Consider the following 14,995-nt stretch of genomic DNA (forward strand, 5'->3'; position numbering starts at 1 on the left):
AGGAGTATGGATCATGCGTATCATGATGATTGTCCGAATGCCGCATTCAAAGTTCAATGCTGCAGTCCGAGACGGAAGCGTTGAGTCGAAAATGAAAACCATCCTGGACGAAACTAAACCGGAAGCAGCTTATTTTACTGAATTGGAAGGTTTGCGGGCTGTCGTTATTCAGGCTAACCTGGAAAAAGCTTCACGGTTCCTGCGCTGGCAGAGCCCTGGTTCCTGGCATTTGAAGCCAAAGTGGAGTTTCATGTGGTGATGAGCCCCGAAGAATTGGGACAGGCTCGTTTGGATAAGATAGGTTCTCGTTGGGCTTAGAAGCGTACTGGTCTATGTCCGAATATATACGCGATAAGAGAATTTTTATTTCAACAAATAACCAAAATAGATACACTATGAAAAAAAGGACACTGCTAGTTGGTTTAATGGTCGTTGTTATGTTCGGCCTTACAGCAAATGGTCTGTTTGCCCAATCGAAGAATTTGGCTAAGGTATATTATGTCAAGGTAAAAGACGGTGAAAGTGGAGCCTTTCAAAATGCCTTGAAGCAACACGCTCAATGGCGAATGGACAATGGCGATCCCTGGAACTGGAATATTTACCAGGTGGTAAACGGCAAGAACATGGGGGATTTCATTATTCGCTCAGGTGGTCATAGCTGGGCCGATTTCGACAACTACGAGGATTTTAATGCTAAGGGATCCGCTGAGTTTGTAAAGAATGTAAGCCCGTACATAGCCAAAATTACGAGCGAAATATCAGCCAATGATACGACGCTTGTGAACTGGTATCCAAATAACGACGAGGTGAATCTTATTCAGGTATATGCCTATAAGCTGAATCCCGGGCATGGAATGGATTTCTATAATGCCATTAAAGCGTATGGTGACGCGATTAAAAAGGAGGGGAGAAAGGACTATTATGGTGTCATCTGGAATGTTAACGGAGGTTCAGCATTGGTCGTTGATCTCGTTTTTCCCTATAAAAATTGGGCAGAAATGGAAGGACCGAAAGAGAAGTGGAGAGATTTTACCAAGCGTGTGTTGGGTGAGGAAAAAGCCAAAATGGTGCATGACAAACTTGTGAATAGTTATTCAGATGTTTATGGTTATGTGGTGCAATGGCGGAAAGATTTATCGGTGAAAGCAAAAGGTATGTAGAAAATAGAATTTCAGGACTCAGATGTGTAATTGAATCGATGAAAACAGGGCAGTGCTTTTATGTGCTGCCCTGTTTTATTTTTATACAAACATTTCTTCAAAGAAGTCAGCCATGGCTTTCCAGGCTCTTTTGCTTGATGTGGGTTGATAAAATAATCCTCTTTCGGGCGCGTTGGCTTTTGGATTGGTAAAGGCGTGGCCGGTATGTCCAAAGGCGTGCATCTGCCAGTCGGCCTTTCTTTCGGTCATTTCATTGGCGAATTCTACAAACATTTCTGGTTTTGCCAGTGGATCGTCCCAGCCATGAAGCACAAGTATGGAAGCCTTTATTGGGTTTTCTTCCGGAAGGCCGGGCTTATCAAACATGCCGTGAAGGCTAACAACACCTTTTACATCGGCTCCTGAACGAGCCAGGTCGAGGGCACATTTCCCGCCGAAGCAAAATCCAATAGCGCCTGTTTTATCTTCATCTACCTCCGGATGATCCCGCAGTGTTTTCAACGAAAGTTCCATGCGTTTCAGCAGCAAGGCGCGATCATTGTTGAACTCGGCCATTAGCTTAGCGGCTTCTTCCGGATTAGAAGCCCGGCGTCCTTTCCCGTAAATGTCGATAGCCATTCCAACGTAGCCCAGTTCGGCCAGTTCGACTGATTTTCCTGTTTCAAAATCAGATTGACCGCCGAAAGCATGGGCAATGAGAATGCCCGGTTTTTTCCCGTTAAGGGAATCGTCCCAACTGATTTTCCCTTCGAAGGTCTGGTCTGCATCGTGGTAAGTAATTGTTTCTGTCCGAATCATAATAACTTCGTTTTATCAGGAGTAATCTTTCCTCATAACGAGCAGTTGGCAAGCTAAGTTTCGGTGAGAGCGTTAAAGAGTATAAAAAAAGCCAGCGAAAGTGAATTCACTGGCCTTTGCCCCTAAATAGGGTATCGTCATAGGTAGGTAGTTGGTTTCGAATGGTTATTCTGTCAGTTGTTCCAGCATATCTTTGATGTTGCCCGGGGTCGACATGATTTTGGTGAAGATTCCCATGGTCAGGTCGGGGAATGAGAGCGCAATCCGGTACCGGCCGTGCAACATCAACACCTGGTTGCCGTCCACCAGCACTTCGTATGGCAGAAAAGCGGTATGCTTTGGTTGGCTAATGTCGATGGTCGGGAGGAAATCGCTTTCGCCGTCTTCTCCCGAAAGGGCAAATCCGTACAGGGTTAAATCCTTGCCGGGAATGGCCACTTTGTACACCTCTTTTACATTCGGCACGCCTTTATCGACTGATGAGTTGACTTTATTCAACGCTGTTTGGTAATTATCAAATTCACCCAGTTCTACCGTGTCGTCAAAGCGGGGCATCCCGATCATGTAGTGGTACTTGTGCAGGTCTTTTATCGACAATCCTTTTTCCGAGCCGAATGGTTTTCCCACGAAAGTGCCGGTCGCTTTCATGGCGCTTTCCAGGTGAGCTGTTAATGCGGCATAATCGGACGCTACTTTATTGTAATCATCGCGGAAGTATGCGTTTCCCCAATATTCCGGATTGGTATAAGTGACCAGCGTCTTGCCGTCTTCTTTCGTAATGGCTACGCGTAGTGTGGAAGCAAAGCCGGTGAGGCCGCCAACGGTTTCCACCGCTTTTTGCAACTCCGGCGATGTAACAACGAGCAGCCAGCGGTTGGCATCGGCAGCCGGTTCGTATTGTCCCACAACCTGAATGCCGTTTTGTTCCAGGTTCGTTGCCACTCTTCCTTTGAGGTCAGCCACGCTTTCGGCTGATTCAACCCCGAGGATGTAAGGTTTCAGATTTTGGGCTACGGCCAACTGGAAGGACAAGAAAGTCAGCAGGATAATTCCCGTAATTCTCATGATAGGTTTGATTTAAAGGTTATGATTTAGTTATCCATGTAAAAATATATTTAACCTTTTAAATAGTTATGTGATTTCATCATTACCCGCATGTGTTTGATAGCATAAGGTTATGGAAGAGTAGTAGAGTAGGAGTCCAACGCAGAATTTTTGCCCGTAGGGCATTAAGTATTGTAGGACGAAGCTGGTAAGGGGATTTGTTACTCCGGAGGAGTTACACAAAGAAAGAGTGTTATTCCTTTCGAAAATTGGCGGTGTAATTTCGTTTGTTACCGTGAATTTTGTCTAACGTGAATCCGGCATTTTCACAGAGTGCTTTAATTTCGGTGGTGCTCATTTTGTCCGGGTCGCCCGCAAGTTCCGAGATGGAGAGGATGCCTCCCTTTTTCAGTATCCTGAGGAACTCTTTGAGGTAAGCTTCCTGGTTTTCGACTTCACCAATAACAGTGACCAGGAAGATGCGATCGAAATATTCGTCGGGGAAAGGGAAAGTCTGGCCGTTGCAAAGCGAATACGATACGTTGGTAAGGCCCCGTTTGTCGACGCGCTTTTTGGCATAATCGAGCATTTCCTGCTGAATGTCGGCCAGTACCAGTTCGCCGTCGGGAATGGCTTTTGCCACTTTCACGCTAAAATAGCCCGGTCCGGGACCTACTTCCAGTACTTTGGACGATGGATTCAGTTCGAGTCGTTTGATGAGCTGCCTGGGCGAGAGAAACATATTCCGCAAGGGAATGAGCAGGGTAAAAGCCATTTCGTGGGGAAACACGCCTTTGCCGGCCAGCCTGCCGCCGATGTCCTTTTTCTCTCGTTTGCTCATGGCCTGAATATTCCGAAGTTTCAGGGGCGAAAGTTACAAAATTTTGTACGCAACAATTAAATGTTGCACAAAGAGAGATTTCTGAAAAAAGGGAAATGAAGAGATGTGCAATGCTTATCTTTTCACGAAGGTGAGAAGTTCAGTAGGAAAGCCAAAACAATGTTTACTGGCGAAATCGATGGTGAGTCGGCTACCGCTAATGGTGTATTTGTGTTTGGTGGGGGGTACCGCAATGAAAGATTCTCCAACGTACTGAATTTCTATTGAATCTTTTTCGAGTTGGTAACGATAGGGTTCGTGGATATTTTTGTTCGATTTGTAGAAAGTATCTTCATCCGTGAAATCGAGAATGTCTTCTGTGCTGGTCGATACCCACACACCCAGAATTTGTTTCTCCGGGGGGAGGTCATCGTTTTTTTTGCACCCCGGTTGTGCAGCGATGAATAAAAGTAATCCGAGCAGGATGGTTCTTCCAGTCATGGCGTTTCGTTTAGGTACCGGTAAGATGCGGGGATGAATGATTTCGTTGCGTGTATTTCTTGTGCCTGTTTTTCAGCGATTTTTGTGAAATCCTTTGGGTGATTAAAAGTTGGAGTAAACCAGATCGGGACTTCATTGAAAGAAGGTCCGGACTTTTTTTAAAAAAGACCGGACCTGATTGAAAGGAGATCGGTACCTTCTTCAAAAAAGATCCGGACCTTGTCGTGAAAAGATCCGGACTTTCTTGAAATTAGATCGGGACCTTGTTTTATTAAAGTCCCGAGGATAACCAATCAATTAACCTTTATATGCTATTCGGCGTGGTTGAGTTTGACGAATTCCGCGGCATTCAGTTCTTTACGGAACAGCTTTCCGGGGCGGAAAGCTACTTTAGCGCCTTCAATTAAACTACTGTTAAAATCCTCTTCGGTTTCGGCAGCCTGACTTTTGGCTATCAGGTTCATGGTGCCAAAATCACCCAGGTCGACAGTATAGCCGTCGGTTAGGGTTGTGGGAACAATTTGCAGGAAACCTTCGATAACCGATAATACATCCATTTCGTTGAGGGAAGAGCGGTCGGCAATTTGCTTGGCAATGTAGCGGTTGTTTCTGCGTCCTTTGCTGTTGATCGACGCATAATACTTGGGATCTGCGGTAATATTACCCGGATTTTTCCGCGGTATCACCTTGTAATTGATACTCATTTGGTTAAAAATTTAAGTTAGTAAAATAGGAGTCTATCCTGGTATTTGTCTCTTCAAGTTAGCATAATAACTATTTAGAGTCAATTTAAATTTTTAATGGTATGGATATTATGATTGAGTGAATAATGGACGAAGAGGTTTTATGGTCATTAATCGTTTTTTAGCTTTTCAAGGTGTCACCCGGATATACCTGATGGATGACTGGCCAGGATCAGCGCTGCCTGTCCCAAGTCCAAATGTATTATTGTCAATAAATTTCACTTCGTAGTCTTGTGTGGTATCCAGCCCGTATAGTGAAAACAATTGACTGGCGATTTTCTTTTCGGTCAGAACAAACTCAAAATTGGATGAGCGACCGATGCCGGTTACCCATGTATCTCCCACGTTGACAAACAAGTCGACATATTTGTTGTCATTTAGTTCTACAACTTTGCCCACGAAATTGCCGTTCTTATCCTCGGTGATTTTTATTTTAATTCCGTCAAACATGGTTCTCCCCTTGAGTTGCCACGTTCCCTTAAAATTGTCGATTGGGGTTTTATGAAGAAGATTTGAATCGCAACTAAAGAACAGAAAGCTAACGAGAATAATCGTGACAGCTTTCAAAACTATCGTTTGAGGCTTTTGTTTGAACATGAGCAACAAAGTATCAAGAGTGAAAAATCAAATTTGCTTTCCCAATTTATGAAAAATTAGGTTTGGGGTACTTGAACCGGGAAAATGTTTATGGGGGCTATTGTTTTCCGGAGCGAATCCCCATTTCCCGGTACACCGGTAAGATGCCTTCCCGGATTTTGGGAAGTTGGCGGGCAAACAGGAGGGCGCCCAGAACAACAGCCACACCGCCAATCGTTAACGTCAGCGGGGCACCGACGGCTTTCGCGACGGCTCCGGCAAACAAACTTCCGAAAGGCGCAGTGCCCATAAAAGCCATCGCATAAAAACTCATCACGCGGCCACGCTTGCTGTCGTCGACCACCGTTTGAATCACCGTGTTGCTGGAGGCCATCGTCAGCATCATTCCAAGGCCGGTAATGACCATCAGTGGCATCGACAACCAGAAAAACCGGGATTGCGAAAAGGCAATCAGTCCCAGTCCGAAAACGGCAGCTGCTGCCGGAATCAGTCGTTCCAGGCCAATCACATTCTTACGCGAAGCCAGGTACATGGCGCCTGTAATGGCTCCCAGCCCTGAAGCGCCCATCAGGAAACCAAAGGTATGTGAGTCGCCGTGAAGGACCTCTTTGGCAAATACCGGCATTAGTACATTGTAAGGCATGCCCATCAGGCTGACCAATGCCAGCAGCAGAATGATGGATTTGATGGGCGCAAAGCCAAACGTGTAGTGATAACCTTCCTTCAGTTCCTCGATGATGCGTGTCGTCTTTTTGCTGATTTGACGCGGAGTGACTTTCATATTCAGCAACGACGCGATGACCACCAGGTAACTCAGCCCGTTGATGAGGAAGCAAACACCTTCTCCGGTAACGGCAATCAACACGCCCGCAATGGAGGGGCCCAGTAATCGGGCACCGTTCACCATGGAGGAGTTCAGCGCAATGGCGTTGCCTAAATCCTGCTTCTTCTCCACCATCTCTATAACGAACGACTGCCGGGCGGGCACATCGAATGCATTGATGAGGCCAAGCAAAATGCTGAGGGCAATGATGTGCCAAACCTGGATGATGCCGAGAAAGAAAAGCAGCGCCAGGGTAAGTGCCTGCAGCATGGCGAGTACCTGGGTGGCAATCAGAATATGGTAGCGGTTCCGGCGGTCGGTAATAACACCGGCATAGGAGGCCAGCAGGAAAGTAGGGATTTGGCCGGCAAAGCCGACAACACCTAATAGAACTACTGAGCCGGTCAGGTGATACACCAACCAAGGCATGGCGATGCGCTGAATCCAGGTACCGATGAGTGAGATGCTTTGTCCCCCGAAGAAAAGCCGGTAATTGCGGTATTGCAGCGAACGAAAGGTATTCTTTAGTCCCTTCAGGGTTTTCGACCAATGTGTGTTTCCGGGTGTATGCATAGAGAAGAAGTTCCATTCTCCCGGTTGGTTCTTTAACGTAAAACACGAGATCTTTAAGCCGGGGAATGAAACCTCAAAATTAGTCATTCCCGCTTCATGTTGTCCTCAGGGGGCGTGCGTTTCATATTATGCTTTTGTTAATTGGCGATTCACCATGGGGAGAGTGAATTGAAAGTTTTTTACATAAAGTTGAATTAACGGTGAGAGCGTCTATTGGTCTGTTTTTTAATTGATAACATAATTGTTTATTCATGAAGACGGAAAGTGAGCCATTGGAAATTCTACTTGCTGCTGTTTTTTTTGCTTGAGATGTCGTATTTTTGGTTCAGAAGTTTCTGGTAGGATGTATTGTAGGAGCAAACAAAGTTTTGCCGGAAGCTTTGGATTAAGGAAACAAACGTACCTGGTTACCCAAATGTTCTGTTATCATTAATTTGGTAAACTATCCCGACGTGGGGTAGGTACAAGGCAATTTAGGAGTAAAATAGAGAATATGAAAAATTCTTATGCTTTCCGGCAGGCAATCCACCGACCGTTTTTCTGGCTGTTGTTAACCCTATTGGTTGCGTCCGCAACCAGTTGTCAGAAACAAACTCCTCAACCCGTCGATGTTGGCACGCCTCAGGCCCTTTATGGGCAATTATTTTACGATGTACAAAAGTCCGACATCTTCCCCGACAGTAAAACTTTCGTCGATTGTGTTCCGAAGGAATCTCCGGCGGAGATTCGAAAAGCCTATGAAACGGTTGCTGATAAGGATGATACTAAAGTGCTCAAGCAGTTCTTGGAGAAGCACTTCATTATCCCAACCTATCATCCAATCAGTAGTCCAGACACATTGCCTATCCGTGAACATATCCGGAATCTGTGGTCAGTATTGGCGCGGCAACCCGATGTGGCCCATTCAGGAACACTTATTCCGTTGCCTAACATGTATGTAGTGCCCGGCGGACGTTTCCGCGAAGTGTACTATTGGGATAGCTATTTTACCATGTTGGGACTGGCAACCGATGGTCGGGTTGATATCATTAACTCGATGATTGATAACTTTGCTTACCTGATTGATACCATTGGGTTTATCCCGAACGGTAACCGGACGTATTATCTCACCCGGTCGCAACCACCTTTCTTCGCATTGATGGTAAGCCTGTTGGCACGATTAAAAAAGGATGACTCAGTGTATGTGCACTATTTGCCTTACATGGTTGAAGAATATCGGTTTTGGATGCACGGAGCCAATAATGTTAACGATGCCAAGTCCGCTTGTGGGCATGTCGTTCGGATGGATGGCGGAACTTTGTTGAACAGGTATTATGATAAAGGGGATTTTCCTCGTTCGGAAGCTTATCGCGAAGACGTTCAGACGGTAAAAAAAGCATTGGCTCTTAATCCATCACTGGATACATTGAAAATGTACCGCGATATTCGATCGGCTGCTGAATCGGGATGGGACTTCTCGAGCCGTTGGCTGAAAGAAGCTCCTGATGGCAGTTTTCCTTTGTATACCATGCATACTACAGACATTGTTCCGGTCGACCTGAATGCGTTGATGTACAACATGGAAAAGACCATTGCTCAAGCTTACAAGCTGAAGGGCGATTCGACTTCCTTTGCCCGGTATGAGCAAAAAGCACAGAATCGGCTGGAGGCATTGAACCAGTATTGCTGGAATGCTGATAAAGGATACTATTTCGACTACGATTATACCACGGGAAAACAGACAGGCATTTTTTCGCTGGCCGCTGTTTATCCTCTTTTCTTCCACATGGCTTCCGCCAAACAGGCTGCCGGAATAAAGGAAATGGTTGAGGACGAGTTGCTGAAGGCAGGTGGAGTGGCCACGACACCCTATAATACCGGTCAGCAATGGGATTCACCCAACGGCTGGGCACCACTGCAGTGGATGACCATTCAGGGACTCCGCAATTATGATTTTAACGCATTGGCGAACGAAATCAAACAACGCTGGATGAAGGTGAACGAGGAAGTTTATCACAAGTATCACCGCGTGGAAGAGAAATACAATGTGGTCAATCCGGAAGTGCCCGGTGGTGGTGGCGAATATCCCAATCAGGACGGTTTTGGATGGACGAACGGAGTTTATCAGCGACTGGCTGCTGAAAGGTAACCTTTTTTATATGTTGCTCGTCATCCCAAATTAGCTGTTCCGTTGAACAGCATAGATATGGAATGATTTTTTTTCGACAACATAAAGATTTTAATTAACTTACCAACTTTAACCTGCTAACCTGGACGCTTGTTTCATGATGATGAAAAACGTAACCCCGGAAGCTGACCTGATGCAAAACGACAGCGATATTGCTGAAAAGGCCTTTGATGATTTTCTCGCAATTATTTCGAGAGATGGTTCTTTCTCGATGTCTTTGTTATCTTTTCTTCAGAATTTAGCAAACGCCCGGGCCTTATCGGTTTTTTCCCGCTCCGGGGGAAAAGAATTCGACATTGTTTTTTCTAACCTTTCGGTTATCGTGCCAGATAACGAACTCCCCGATTGGTTTCCGGTCGTATATCAATGGAGCAACCATCGAAAGCCCCGGATAATCTCTTCGAAGGAAGAGAATACTTCGGATGGAAAAACAGTTCCTGCGGATTCACTTCCGGTATTTAGTCTTCCGTTATTGGGGGGCAACAGGTTAAATGGGATGATACTGTTCTGGGGGATTCAGAATGAGGCGACTATCGATGATGACAATTTTCAGCAATTGGCTAAGATGGCTCCGGTATTGACGCTGTTGGTTGAACAGACGGTTGAAAGGTTATCTAATGAAGCCGAAAACCATCAGGTTACTGAAGAAGGAGTTCTGCTGCCGGATAATTTTAGCTTACATTCTTCTCTTCTTGGACATGTTCCCGGTTTGATATACCGTTGCAGGAATGATGTAGACTGGACGATGGAATATGTGAGCCGTGGGTGTGTGAAACTCACCGGATATCAACCGGAAGAATTCATTAATAACCGGGTTATATCGTATGGTGAATTGGTTGTCGAAGAATATCGGGAGTCGCTGTGGAATGATTGGCAGCAGGCTATCGAAGAGAGAAGCGTTTATCAGGGCGAGTACCAGATTCGTACAGCCGATGGAAGTATTAAGTGGGTCTGGGAACAGGGAAGCGGAGTATACAATGGCGATGGCGAGTTGATTGCTCTTGAGGGCATCGTAATGGATATCACGGAACGAAAAGAGACAGAGAATAACTTAAAAGAGAGCCGGGAATATAATCGAAATCTTTTTAACCTTACTTCGATTGGACTGGTATTGGCAGCGCTGGAAGGAAAACTGGTTGACATGAATTCCGCAATGCTCGAAATTATTGGGTATAGTCGTAGAGAAGCGCTAAAGTTGTCTTATTCGGATTTGATACCTCAACCCTATCGGGAAAGTGAAAAAGAACAGCTGAAAAGTTTATCACATCAGGAACATTTTGGACCATACGAAAAGGAATATATCCATAAAGACGGTCATCTCGTGCCTGTGAGGCTCAAAGGTCAGATTATGATCGAAAAAGGGGTTAAATATATTTGGGCCAGTGTTGAAGATATCACCGAACAGAAGAAAGCGGAAAAAGCACTCATTGAGAGTAAGCAAAAGTATAAATACCTGTTTCAGAATAATCCGCACCCTATGTGGATTTACGACCTGGAGACCTGTCGTTTTATAGAAGTAAACAATGCGGCTGTTAAACATTATAAATACTCACGGACGGAATTTCTGTCAATGACGATACAAGATATCCGTCCGGAAGAAGATGTTCCACAGTTGATGATCGATTTGGGAAGGCATGAGGATGACTTCGACTGGGCCGGGGAGTGGCGACACAAGAAGAAAAACGGGGAAATTATTAGCGTTGCTATCAGCTCTCATCGCCTTACTTTTAATGGCCGCCCGGCACGTTTGGTTCTGGCAACTGATGTGACTGAACGAAGCAAAGCGCTGAACGCTTTACACGAAAGTGAGGAACGCTACCGCACCTTATTCAGCAATAACCATGCGGTGATGTTTTTGATTGACAAGGAAAACGGCAATATCATTGATGTCAATCATGCCGCAGTCGACTTCTACGGATGGACATACGAAGAGCTCACTTCGATGAATATTGCGGATATCAATACGCTTTCTCCCAACGAAATAAGGGACCGGTTGCGTCAGGTCGATTATTCAACGCATAATCACTACGAGTTTAAGCATCGGAAAGCGGATCATTCTACCTGTGATGTGGAGGTATTTAGCGGCCCTATTATTCTTCGTGGTAAACCTATGGTGCACGCCATTGTGCACGATGTTACACCCCGGAAAAAGGCTGAGGAAATGTTGATGACCTTAAGTGTTGCGGTCGAGCAGAGCCCGGCTTCCTTTGTGATTACCGGTGCCGATGGTTTGATTCAGTATGTCAATCCTCGTTTTTCGGCCTTAACCGGATATTCACTGGAAGATGTAAAAGGCCGGAGTCCGAGAATTATGAATCCGGGTCACCTTCCGGAAGAAGATTTCCATACAATGCTCTCTTCTTTAAGGCAGGGAAAGGAGTGGAAAGGTGAGTTTCTGAACCGTAAAAAGAACGGCAGCTTTTATTGGGAAAACGTAACAATATCGCCCATTACCAACGATGCCGGAGAAATTACTCAGTACATCGTTATCATGGAAGATGTGACCGATAAGAAACGGGCTGAAAACGAGCTGAAGAAAAGTGAGGCATCGCTGAGAGAGGCACAGGAAATTGCCCGGATGGGAGATTGGGAGTACGATTTGGTTAACGAGACCTTACATGCGTCGGAAAACTGCAACAGCATATTTGGAATGGATTCGAGAGAAGACGGGGTATCCTACCGTGAATTCCTCGATCGATTATTGCCAGACGATCACTACCTGGTAAAGAAAACCTTTGAGCGACTGAAGATTGAGAAGCAGATGATTGAGGAAGAGGTGCGAATCGTTCTTCCGGGAGGCCAATACCGGTGGTTAAATAATCGTATCGTTCCGTTGTTCGAAAATGGCGTACTAACCCGCCTTAAAGGTGTTGTGACCGATATTACCGAGTACAAGCAAATGGAAAAAGCGCTGGTGAAAGCGAAAGAACAGGCAGAAGAAGGAGATAAGCTGAAATCGGCTTTTCTGGCTAATATAAGTCACGAAATCAGAACACCGATGAACGCTATTGTTGGTTTTACCAATTTGCTGGAGGAGCATATCGACTCGGAAGAACGTGGACAGTTTGTTCGTATTATCAATTCAAATGCTGATCATCTGTTGAATATTATAGACGATGTGATGGCTGTTTCCCGCTTGGATACGGAAGCAATACCGTTGAAAGAAACAGATTTTTGCCCATCCGAGCTCCTGGAAGACTTGCACCTATCGTTCCGTCGCGAAGTGCGAAGTAAGCCCATAACGCTGCTTAAAAGACTTCCCAATACGGCCGGACAGGATCGTTTGACTGCTGACCGTGAGAAAATCCGACAGGTCATGTCAAGCTTTCTCTCCAACGCCATCAAATATACCCGCGAAGGAACGATTGAAGTAGGCTACACCATTGAGGAGAGCGAGGCACGCTTTTTCGTCCGCGATACAGGAATGGGGATTCGAAAAGAAGATCAAAAAAAGATTTTCGAACGCTTTTACCGAACCGTGAGCGCTCAGAAGCAAGCTATCGGGGGAACTGGTTTGGGCCTTAGCATAGCCGAAAGCCTTGTACAATTGATGGGCGGACAAATTGGTGTGGAATCGGCTCCGAAAAAAGGCTCGGTTTTTTACTTCACAATTCCTTTGGCAGGAAACAATCAGATATAAAAGAGCCCGGAGGGAGATTCCGGGCTGCTTTTGTACGGGAAAATGGATTACTGTTATTTGATAAATAAATAGGAGGGACTGTGTGTGTGGCTTTGTTTCAATTCAGTCGGTTAATCAGCTATTTCATATTTGGGTGTGTTGGTGCGACAATATTCTCTGATCAGTAAATTGTTTTCGGGCTCGTTATCTTTGAGCATCCAGATATATTCTTCGAATATCTGCTTCACGATAGTCCGGGTTTGGTCGGGGTAGAAAACCGGAATGGGCTTGCCATTCGTTAACCACTCACCAATCTTCGGTAGATTCTTTTCTTTTAGATTTTTGATAACTGGTACCCCCATCTGTCTCAACGCAGCTGCATTGCATTGCTGTTCATACTGACCTTTCATCGGAACTACCATCAATTTCTTGCCCAGGAATAAAGCTTCTGCTGGAGTTTCAAAACCGGCTCCGCAAAGTACGCCTGTCGATTCGGCCATGCTTTTCAGAAATGCCTCGTTCGAAACAGGGCGAATCGTGATGTTTTCCTTCTGATAAGTCGACCGGGTGTGCTTGGAAAAAATTTCCCAGCGGGTATCACTAAATGCCGAAAGTCTTTTTATCAGCTTCTTATCGTCAAATGCCGGAAGATACACTGTATAGTGTCCTTTGTCCTCGGACTCAGTGTTCCGGACTTGTTTCCGGATAACCGGCGTAAAAATATTCTCGTCGTACGAAGCAAAGTGAAAACTCAGCTGGAAATCGGTCGGAGCGTAGTTTTCCAGGAGGAAAGTAGCTACGGGATCTTTCTTTTTCGGACGGGGCACTATCTTGCTCAGCAACGAAGCCTGGTGACTAAGTGAAATGCACGGTACTTTTTTTCGGCGACAAGCCCATGCCGAAACCGGTTCGAAATCGTTAATGACCAGGTCATAGTTTTCTACCGGAAGGGTGTTAATCTCCTTCATCAGGCTTGAAATGTCGGCATCGCGATAAGTGCTCAGGATATCGATTCCTCCGTTTTTACCGAAGACAAAGCCCAGTCCTTTTTTCCGGTATTTAACCGGGTAGCCCAACTCAACTTCAGCTTGCGTTCCGCTGACCAGAATGTCGAGCTGAGCATATTCTTCGATTACCGGAATAATGTCCCGTGCCCGGCTCAAATGACCATTTCCGGTTCCTTGTATGGCGTATAGAACTTTCACGCTTCCGCTTGAAATTCGTTTAACAGTATCTGGAAAAGTTCTTTCGGATCGAAGTCGACCAGTTGTTCACGTTCGTTGGGAGTAAAGCCGTCTTCCTCCACGAAGTCGTCACGGAAACTGAAAATCTTCCACTCGCCATCGTTGTACTCCAGGCTGGTGAGGTTTTCAATCCAATCGCCGGAATTCAGGTAGGTAATGTTTCCTTGCGGGAATTCCAGTTCTTTGATCTCGGGGTGATGAATGTGGCCGCAGACAATGTTTTTGTAACCCTTCCGTGCGCCTAACGATGCAGCCGTGTCTTCGAAAGAGTTGATGTATTTAACGGCGCCTTTCACCGAGTTCTTCACCTTTTTTGAGAAGGAAACGGGTTCAAATCCGAATTGACGGTTGATCCAGTTGACTTTTGTATTTAGCCAAATTAAGGTATCGTATCCGATTGCACCGAGTTTGGCCAGCCATTTGGAATACTGCATCACCACATCAAAAACATCGCCGTGGAAAAACCAGCTGCGGTTTCCGTCCAGGTCCAGCTCCAGTTGGTTGACTATTTTCAGCTTGCCAATTTTCAGTCCGCTGAAACGACGGAACATTTCGTCGTGGTTCCCGGTAATGTAATACACGGTGGTTCGCTTGGACGCCATTCCCAGCAGATGTTTGATTACTTTCAAATGTGATTTTGGGAAATAGCGTTTCCTGAACTGCCAGATGTCGATGATGTCACCGTTCAGAATTAAGGTTTTGGGACGAATGCTTTTAAGGTATTTCAGCAATTCGACAGCGTGGCTTCCGCCGGTTCCAAGGTGAATGTCGGACAGAACCACCAGGTCAACTTTTCTTCGTTTAGTCATACGTTTTTATCAAAATTCGCATATGGCAATTAAGTCATGTTCAGCGATTTGGCTGTTAAGGCGACATGACCGTATAGTGAATAAAACGAAAGGTTAT

The 14,995-nt window shown here is 45.6% G+C and carries 13 protein-coding genes; 4 read left to right on the top strand and 9 right to left on the bottom strand.

The window, feature by feature from the left end:
* Positions 1-22: 22 nt before the first annotated feature.
* Positions 23-259 carry a hypothetical protein gene (locus GJU87_RS02145; protein WP_228491823.1) on the top strand — a complete coding sequence of 79 codons (237 nt, stop codon included), beginning with the start codon at positions 23-25 and terminating at the stop codon, positions 257-259.
* A gap of 136 nt (positions 260-395) precedes the next feature.
* Positions 396-1,160, top strand: a complete 765-nt coding sequence (locus GJU87_RS02150) for a hypothetical protein (protein WP_153638005.1) — start codon at positions 396-398, stop codon at positions 1,158-1,160.
* 81 nt (positions 1,161-1,241) lie between these two features.
* Here GJU87_RS02150 and GJU87_RS02155 read toward each other — a convergent pair whose 3' ends face one another.
* From GJU87_RS02155 to GJU87_RS02185, 7 genes are all read right to left on the bottom strand, one after another.
* Positions 1,242-1,958 carry a dienelactone hydrolase family protein gene (locus GJU87_RS02155; protein WP_153638006.1) on the bottom strand — a complete coding sequence of 239 codons (717 nt, stop codon included), beginning with the start codon at positions 1,956-1,958 and terminating at the stop codon, positions 1,242-1,244.
* 165 nt (positions 1,959-2,123) lie between these two features.
* Entirely contained in the window at positions 2,124-3,023 is a 900-nt protein-coding gene (locus GJU87_RS02160) for a hypothetical protein (protein ID WP_106542307.1), read from the bottom strand.
* Between the two features lie 232 nt (positions 3,024-3,255).
* The gene (locus tag GJU87_RS02165; RefSeq protein WP_153638007.1) at positions 3,256-3,843 is read right to left on the bottom strand and encodes a class I SAM-dependent methyltransferase; all 588 of its coding nucleotides are present in this window, start codon (positions 3,841-3,843) and stop codon (positions 3,256-3,258) included.
* A 114-nt stretch (positions 3,844-3,957) separates the two neighbouring features.
* Complete coding sequence (locus tag GJU87_RS02170; protein WP_106542305.1) at positions 3,958-4,323, bottom strand: hypothetical protein; 366 nt, start codon at positions 4,321-4,323, stop codon at positions 3,958-3,960.
* A gap of 311 nt (positions 4,324-4,634) precedes the next feature.
* Positions 4,635-5,027, bottom strand: coding sequence for an HU family DNA-binding protein (locus tag GJU87_RS02175; protein WP_106542304.1), 393 nt, complete (start codon positions 5,025-5,027; stop codon positions 4,635-4,637).
* A 168-nt stretch (positions 5,028-5,195) separates the two neighbouring features.
* The gene (locus GJU87_RS02180) at positions 5,196-5,516 is read right to left on the bottom strand and encodes a hypothetical protein (RefSeq protein ID WP_153638008.1); all 321 of its coding nucleotides are present in this window, start codon (positions 5,514-5,516) and stop codon (positions 5,196-5,198) included.
* Positions 5,517-5,760: 244 nt separating this feature from the next.
* Positions 5,761-7,146: an MFS transporter gene (locus GJU87_RS02185; protein WP_228491824.1), complete on the bottom strand. Its 1,386-nt coding sequence runs from the start codon at positions 7,144-7,146 to the stop codon at positions 5,761-5,763.
* Positions 7,147-7,552: 406 nt separating this feature from the next.
* Here GJU87_RS02185 and treF point away from each other — a divergent pair, with 406 nt between their 5' ends.
* The gene (gene treF, locus GJU87_RS02190) at positions 7,553-9,187 is read left to right on the top strand and encodes an alpha,alpha-trehalase TreF (RefSeq protein ID WP_153638009.1); all 1,635 of its coding nucleotides are present in this window, start codon (positions 7,553-7,555) and stop codon (positions 9,185-9,187) included.
* A 136-nt stretch (positions 9,188-9,323) separates the two neighbouring features.
* Entirely contained in the window at positions 9,324-12,866 is a 3,543-nt protein-coding gene (locus tag GJU87_RS02195) for a PAS domain-containing sensor histidine kinase (RefSeq protein WP_153638010.1), read from the top strand.
* Between the two features lie 110 nt (positions 12,867-12,976).
* Here the strand turns inward: GJU87_RS02195 and GJU87_RS02200 are convergent, their stop codons facing one another.
* Together GJU87_RS02200 and GJU87_RS02205 are read right to left on the bottom strand one after the other, a co-directional pair.
* Positions 12,977-14,050 (bottom strand): glycosyltransferase family protein, encoded by a 1,074-nt coding sequence (locus tag GJU87_RS02200; protein ID WP_153638011.1) that lies wholly within the window; start codon positions 14,048-14,050, stop codon positions 12,977-12,979.
* A complete protein-coding gene (locus GJU87_RS02205) occupies positions 14,047-14,898 on the bottom strand; it encodes a UDP-2,3-diacylglucosamine diphosphatase (RefSeq protein WP_106542299.1) in 852 nt (283 codons plus the stop codon). The genes GJU87_RS02200 and GJU87_RS02205 overlap by 4 nt, the downstream gene beginning before the upstream one ends.
* Positions 14,899-14,995 lie beyond the last annotated feature (97 nt).

The organism is Prolixibacter sp. NT017 (assembly GCF_009617875.1).
Taxonomy (GTDB): Bacteria; Bacteroidota; Bacteroidia; order Bacteroidales; family Prolixibacteraceae; genus Prolixibacter.

Bases quoted from the DNA above. Each gene is read 5' to 3' on its own strand.
- GJU87_RS02145 (WP_228491823.1), top strand. From the start codon at position 23: ATGATGATTGTCCGAATGCCGCATTCAAAGTTCAATGCTGCAGTCCGA.
- GJU87_RS02150 (WP_153638005.1), top strand. From the start codon at position 396: ATGAAAAAAAGGACACTGCTAGTTGGTTTAATGGTCGTTGTTATGTTC.
- GJU87_RS02155 (WP_153638006.1), bottom strand. From the start codon at position 1,958: ATGATTCGGACAGAAACAATTACTTACCACGATGCAGACCAGACCTTC.
- GJU87_RS02160 (WP_106542307.1), bottom strand. From the start codon at position 3,023: ATGAGAATTACGGGAATTATCCTGCTGACTTTCTTGTCCTTCCAGTTG.
- GJU87_RS02165 (WP_153638007.1), bottom strand. From the start codon at position 3,843: ATGAGCAAACGAGAGAAAAAGGACATCGGCGGCAGGCTGGCCGGCAAA.
- GJU87_RS02170 (WP_106542305.1), bottom strand. From the start codon at position 4,323: ATGACTGGAAGAACCATCCTGCTCGGATTACTTTTATTCATCGCTGCA.
- GJU87_RS02175 (WP_106542304.1), bottom strand. From the start codon at position 5,027: ATGAGTATCAATTACAAGGTGATACCGCGGAAAAATCCGGGTAATATT.
- GJU87_RS02180 (WP_153638008.1), bottom strand. From the start codon at position 5,516: ATGTTTGACGGAATTAAAATAAAAATCACCGAGGATAAGAACGGCAAT.
- GJU87_RS02185 (WP_228491824.1), bottom strand. From the start codon at position 7,146: ATGACTAATTTTGAGGTTTCATTCCCCGGCTTAAAGATCTCGTGTTTT.
- treF (WP_153638009.1), top strand. From the start codon at position 7,553: ATGAAAAATTCTTATGCTTTCCGGCAGGCAATCCACCGACCGTTTTTC.
- GJU87_RS02195 (WP_153638010.1), top strand. From the start codon at position 9,324: ATGATGATGAAAAACGTAACCCCGGAAGCTGACCTGATGCAAAACGAC.
- GJU87_RS02205 (WP_106542299.1), bottom strand. From the start codon at position 14,898: ATGACTAAACGAAGAAAAGTTGACCTGGTGGTTCTGTCCGACATTCAC.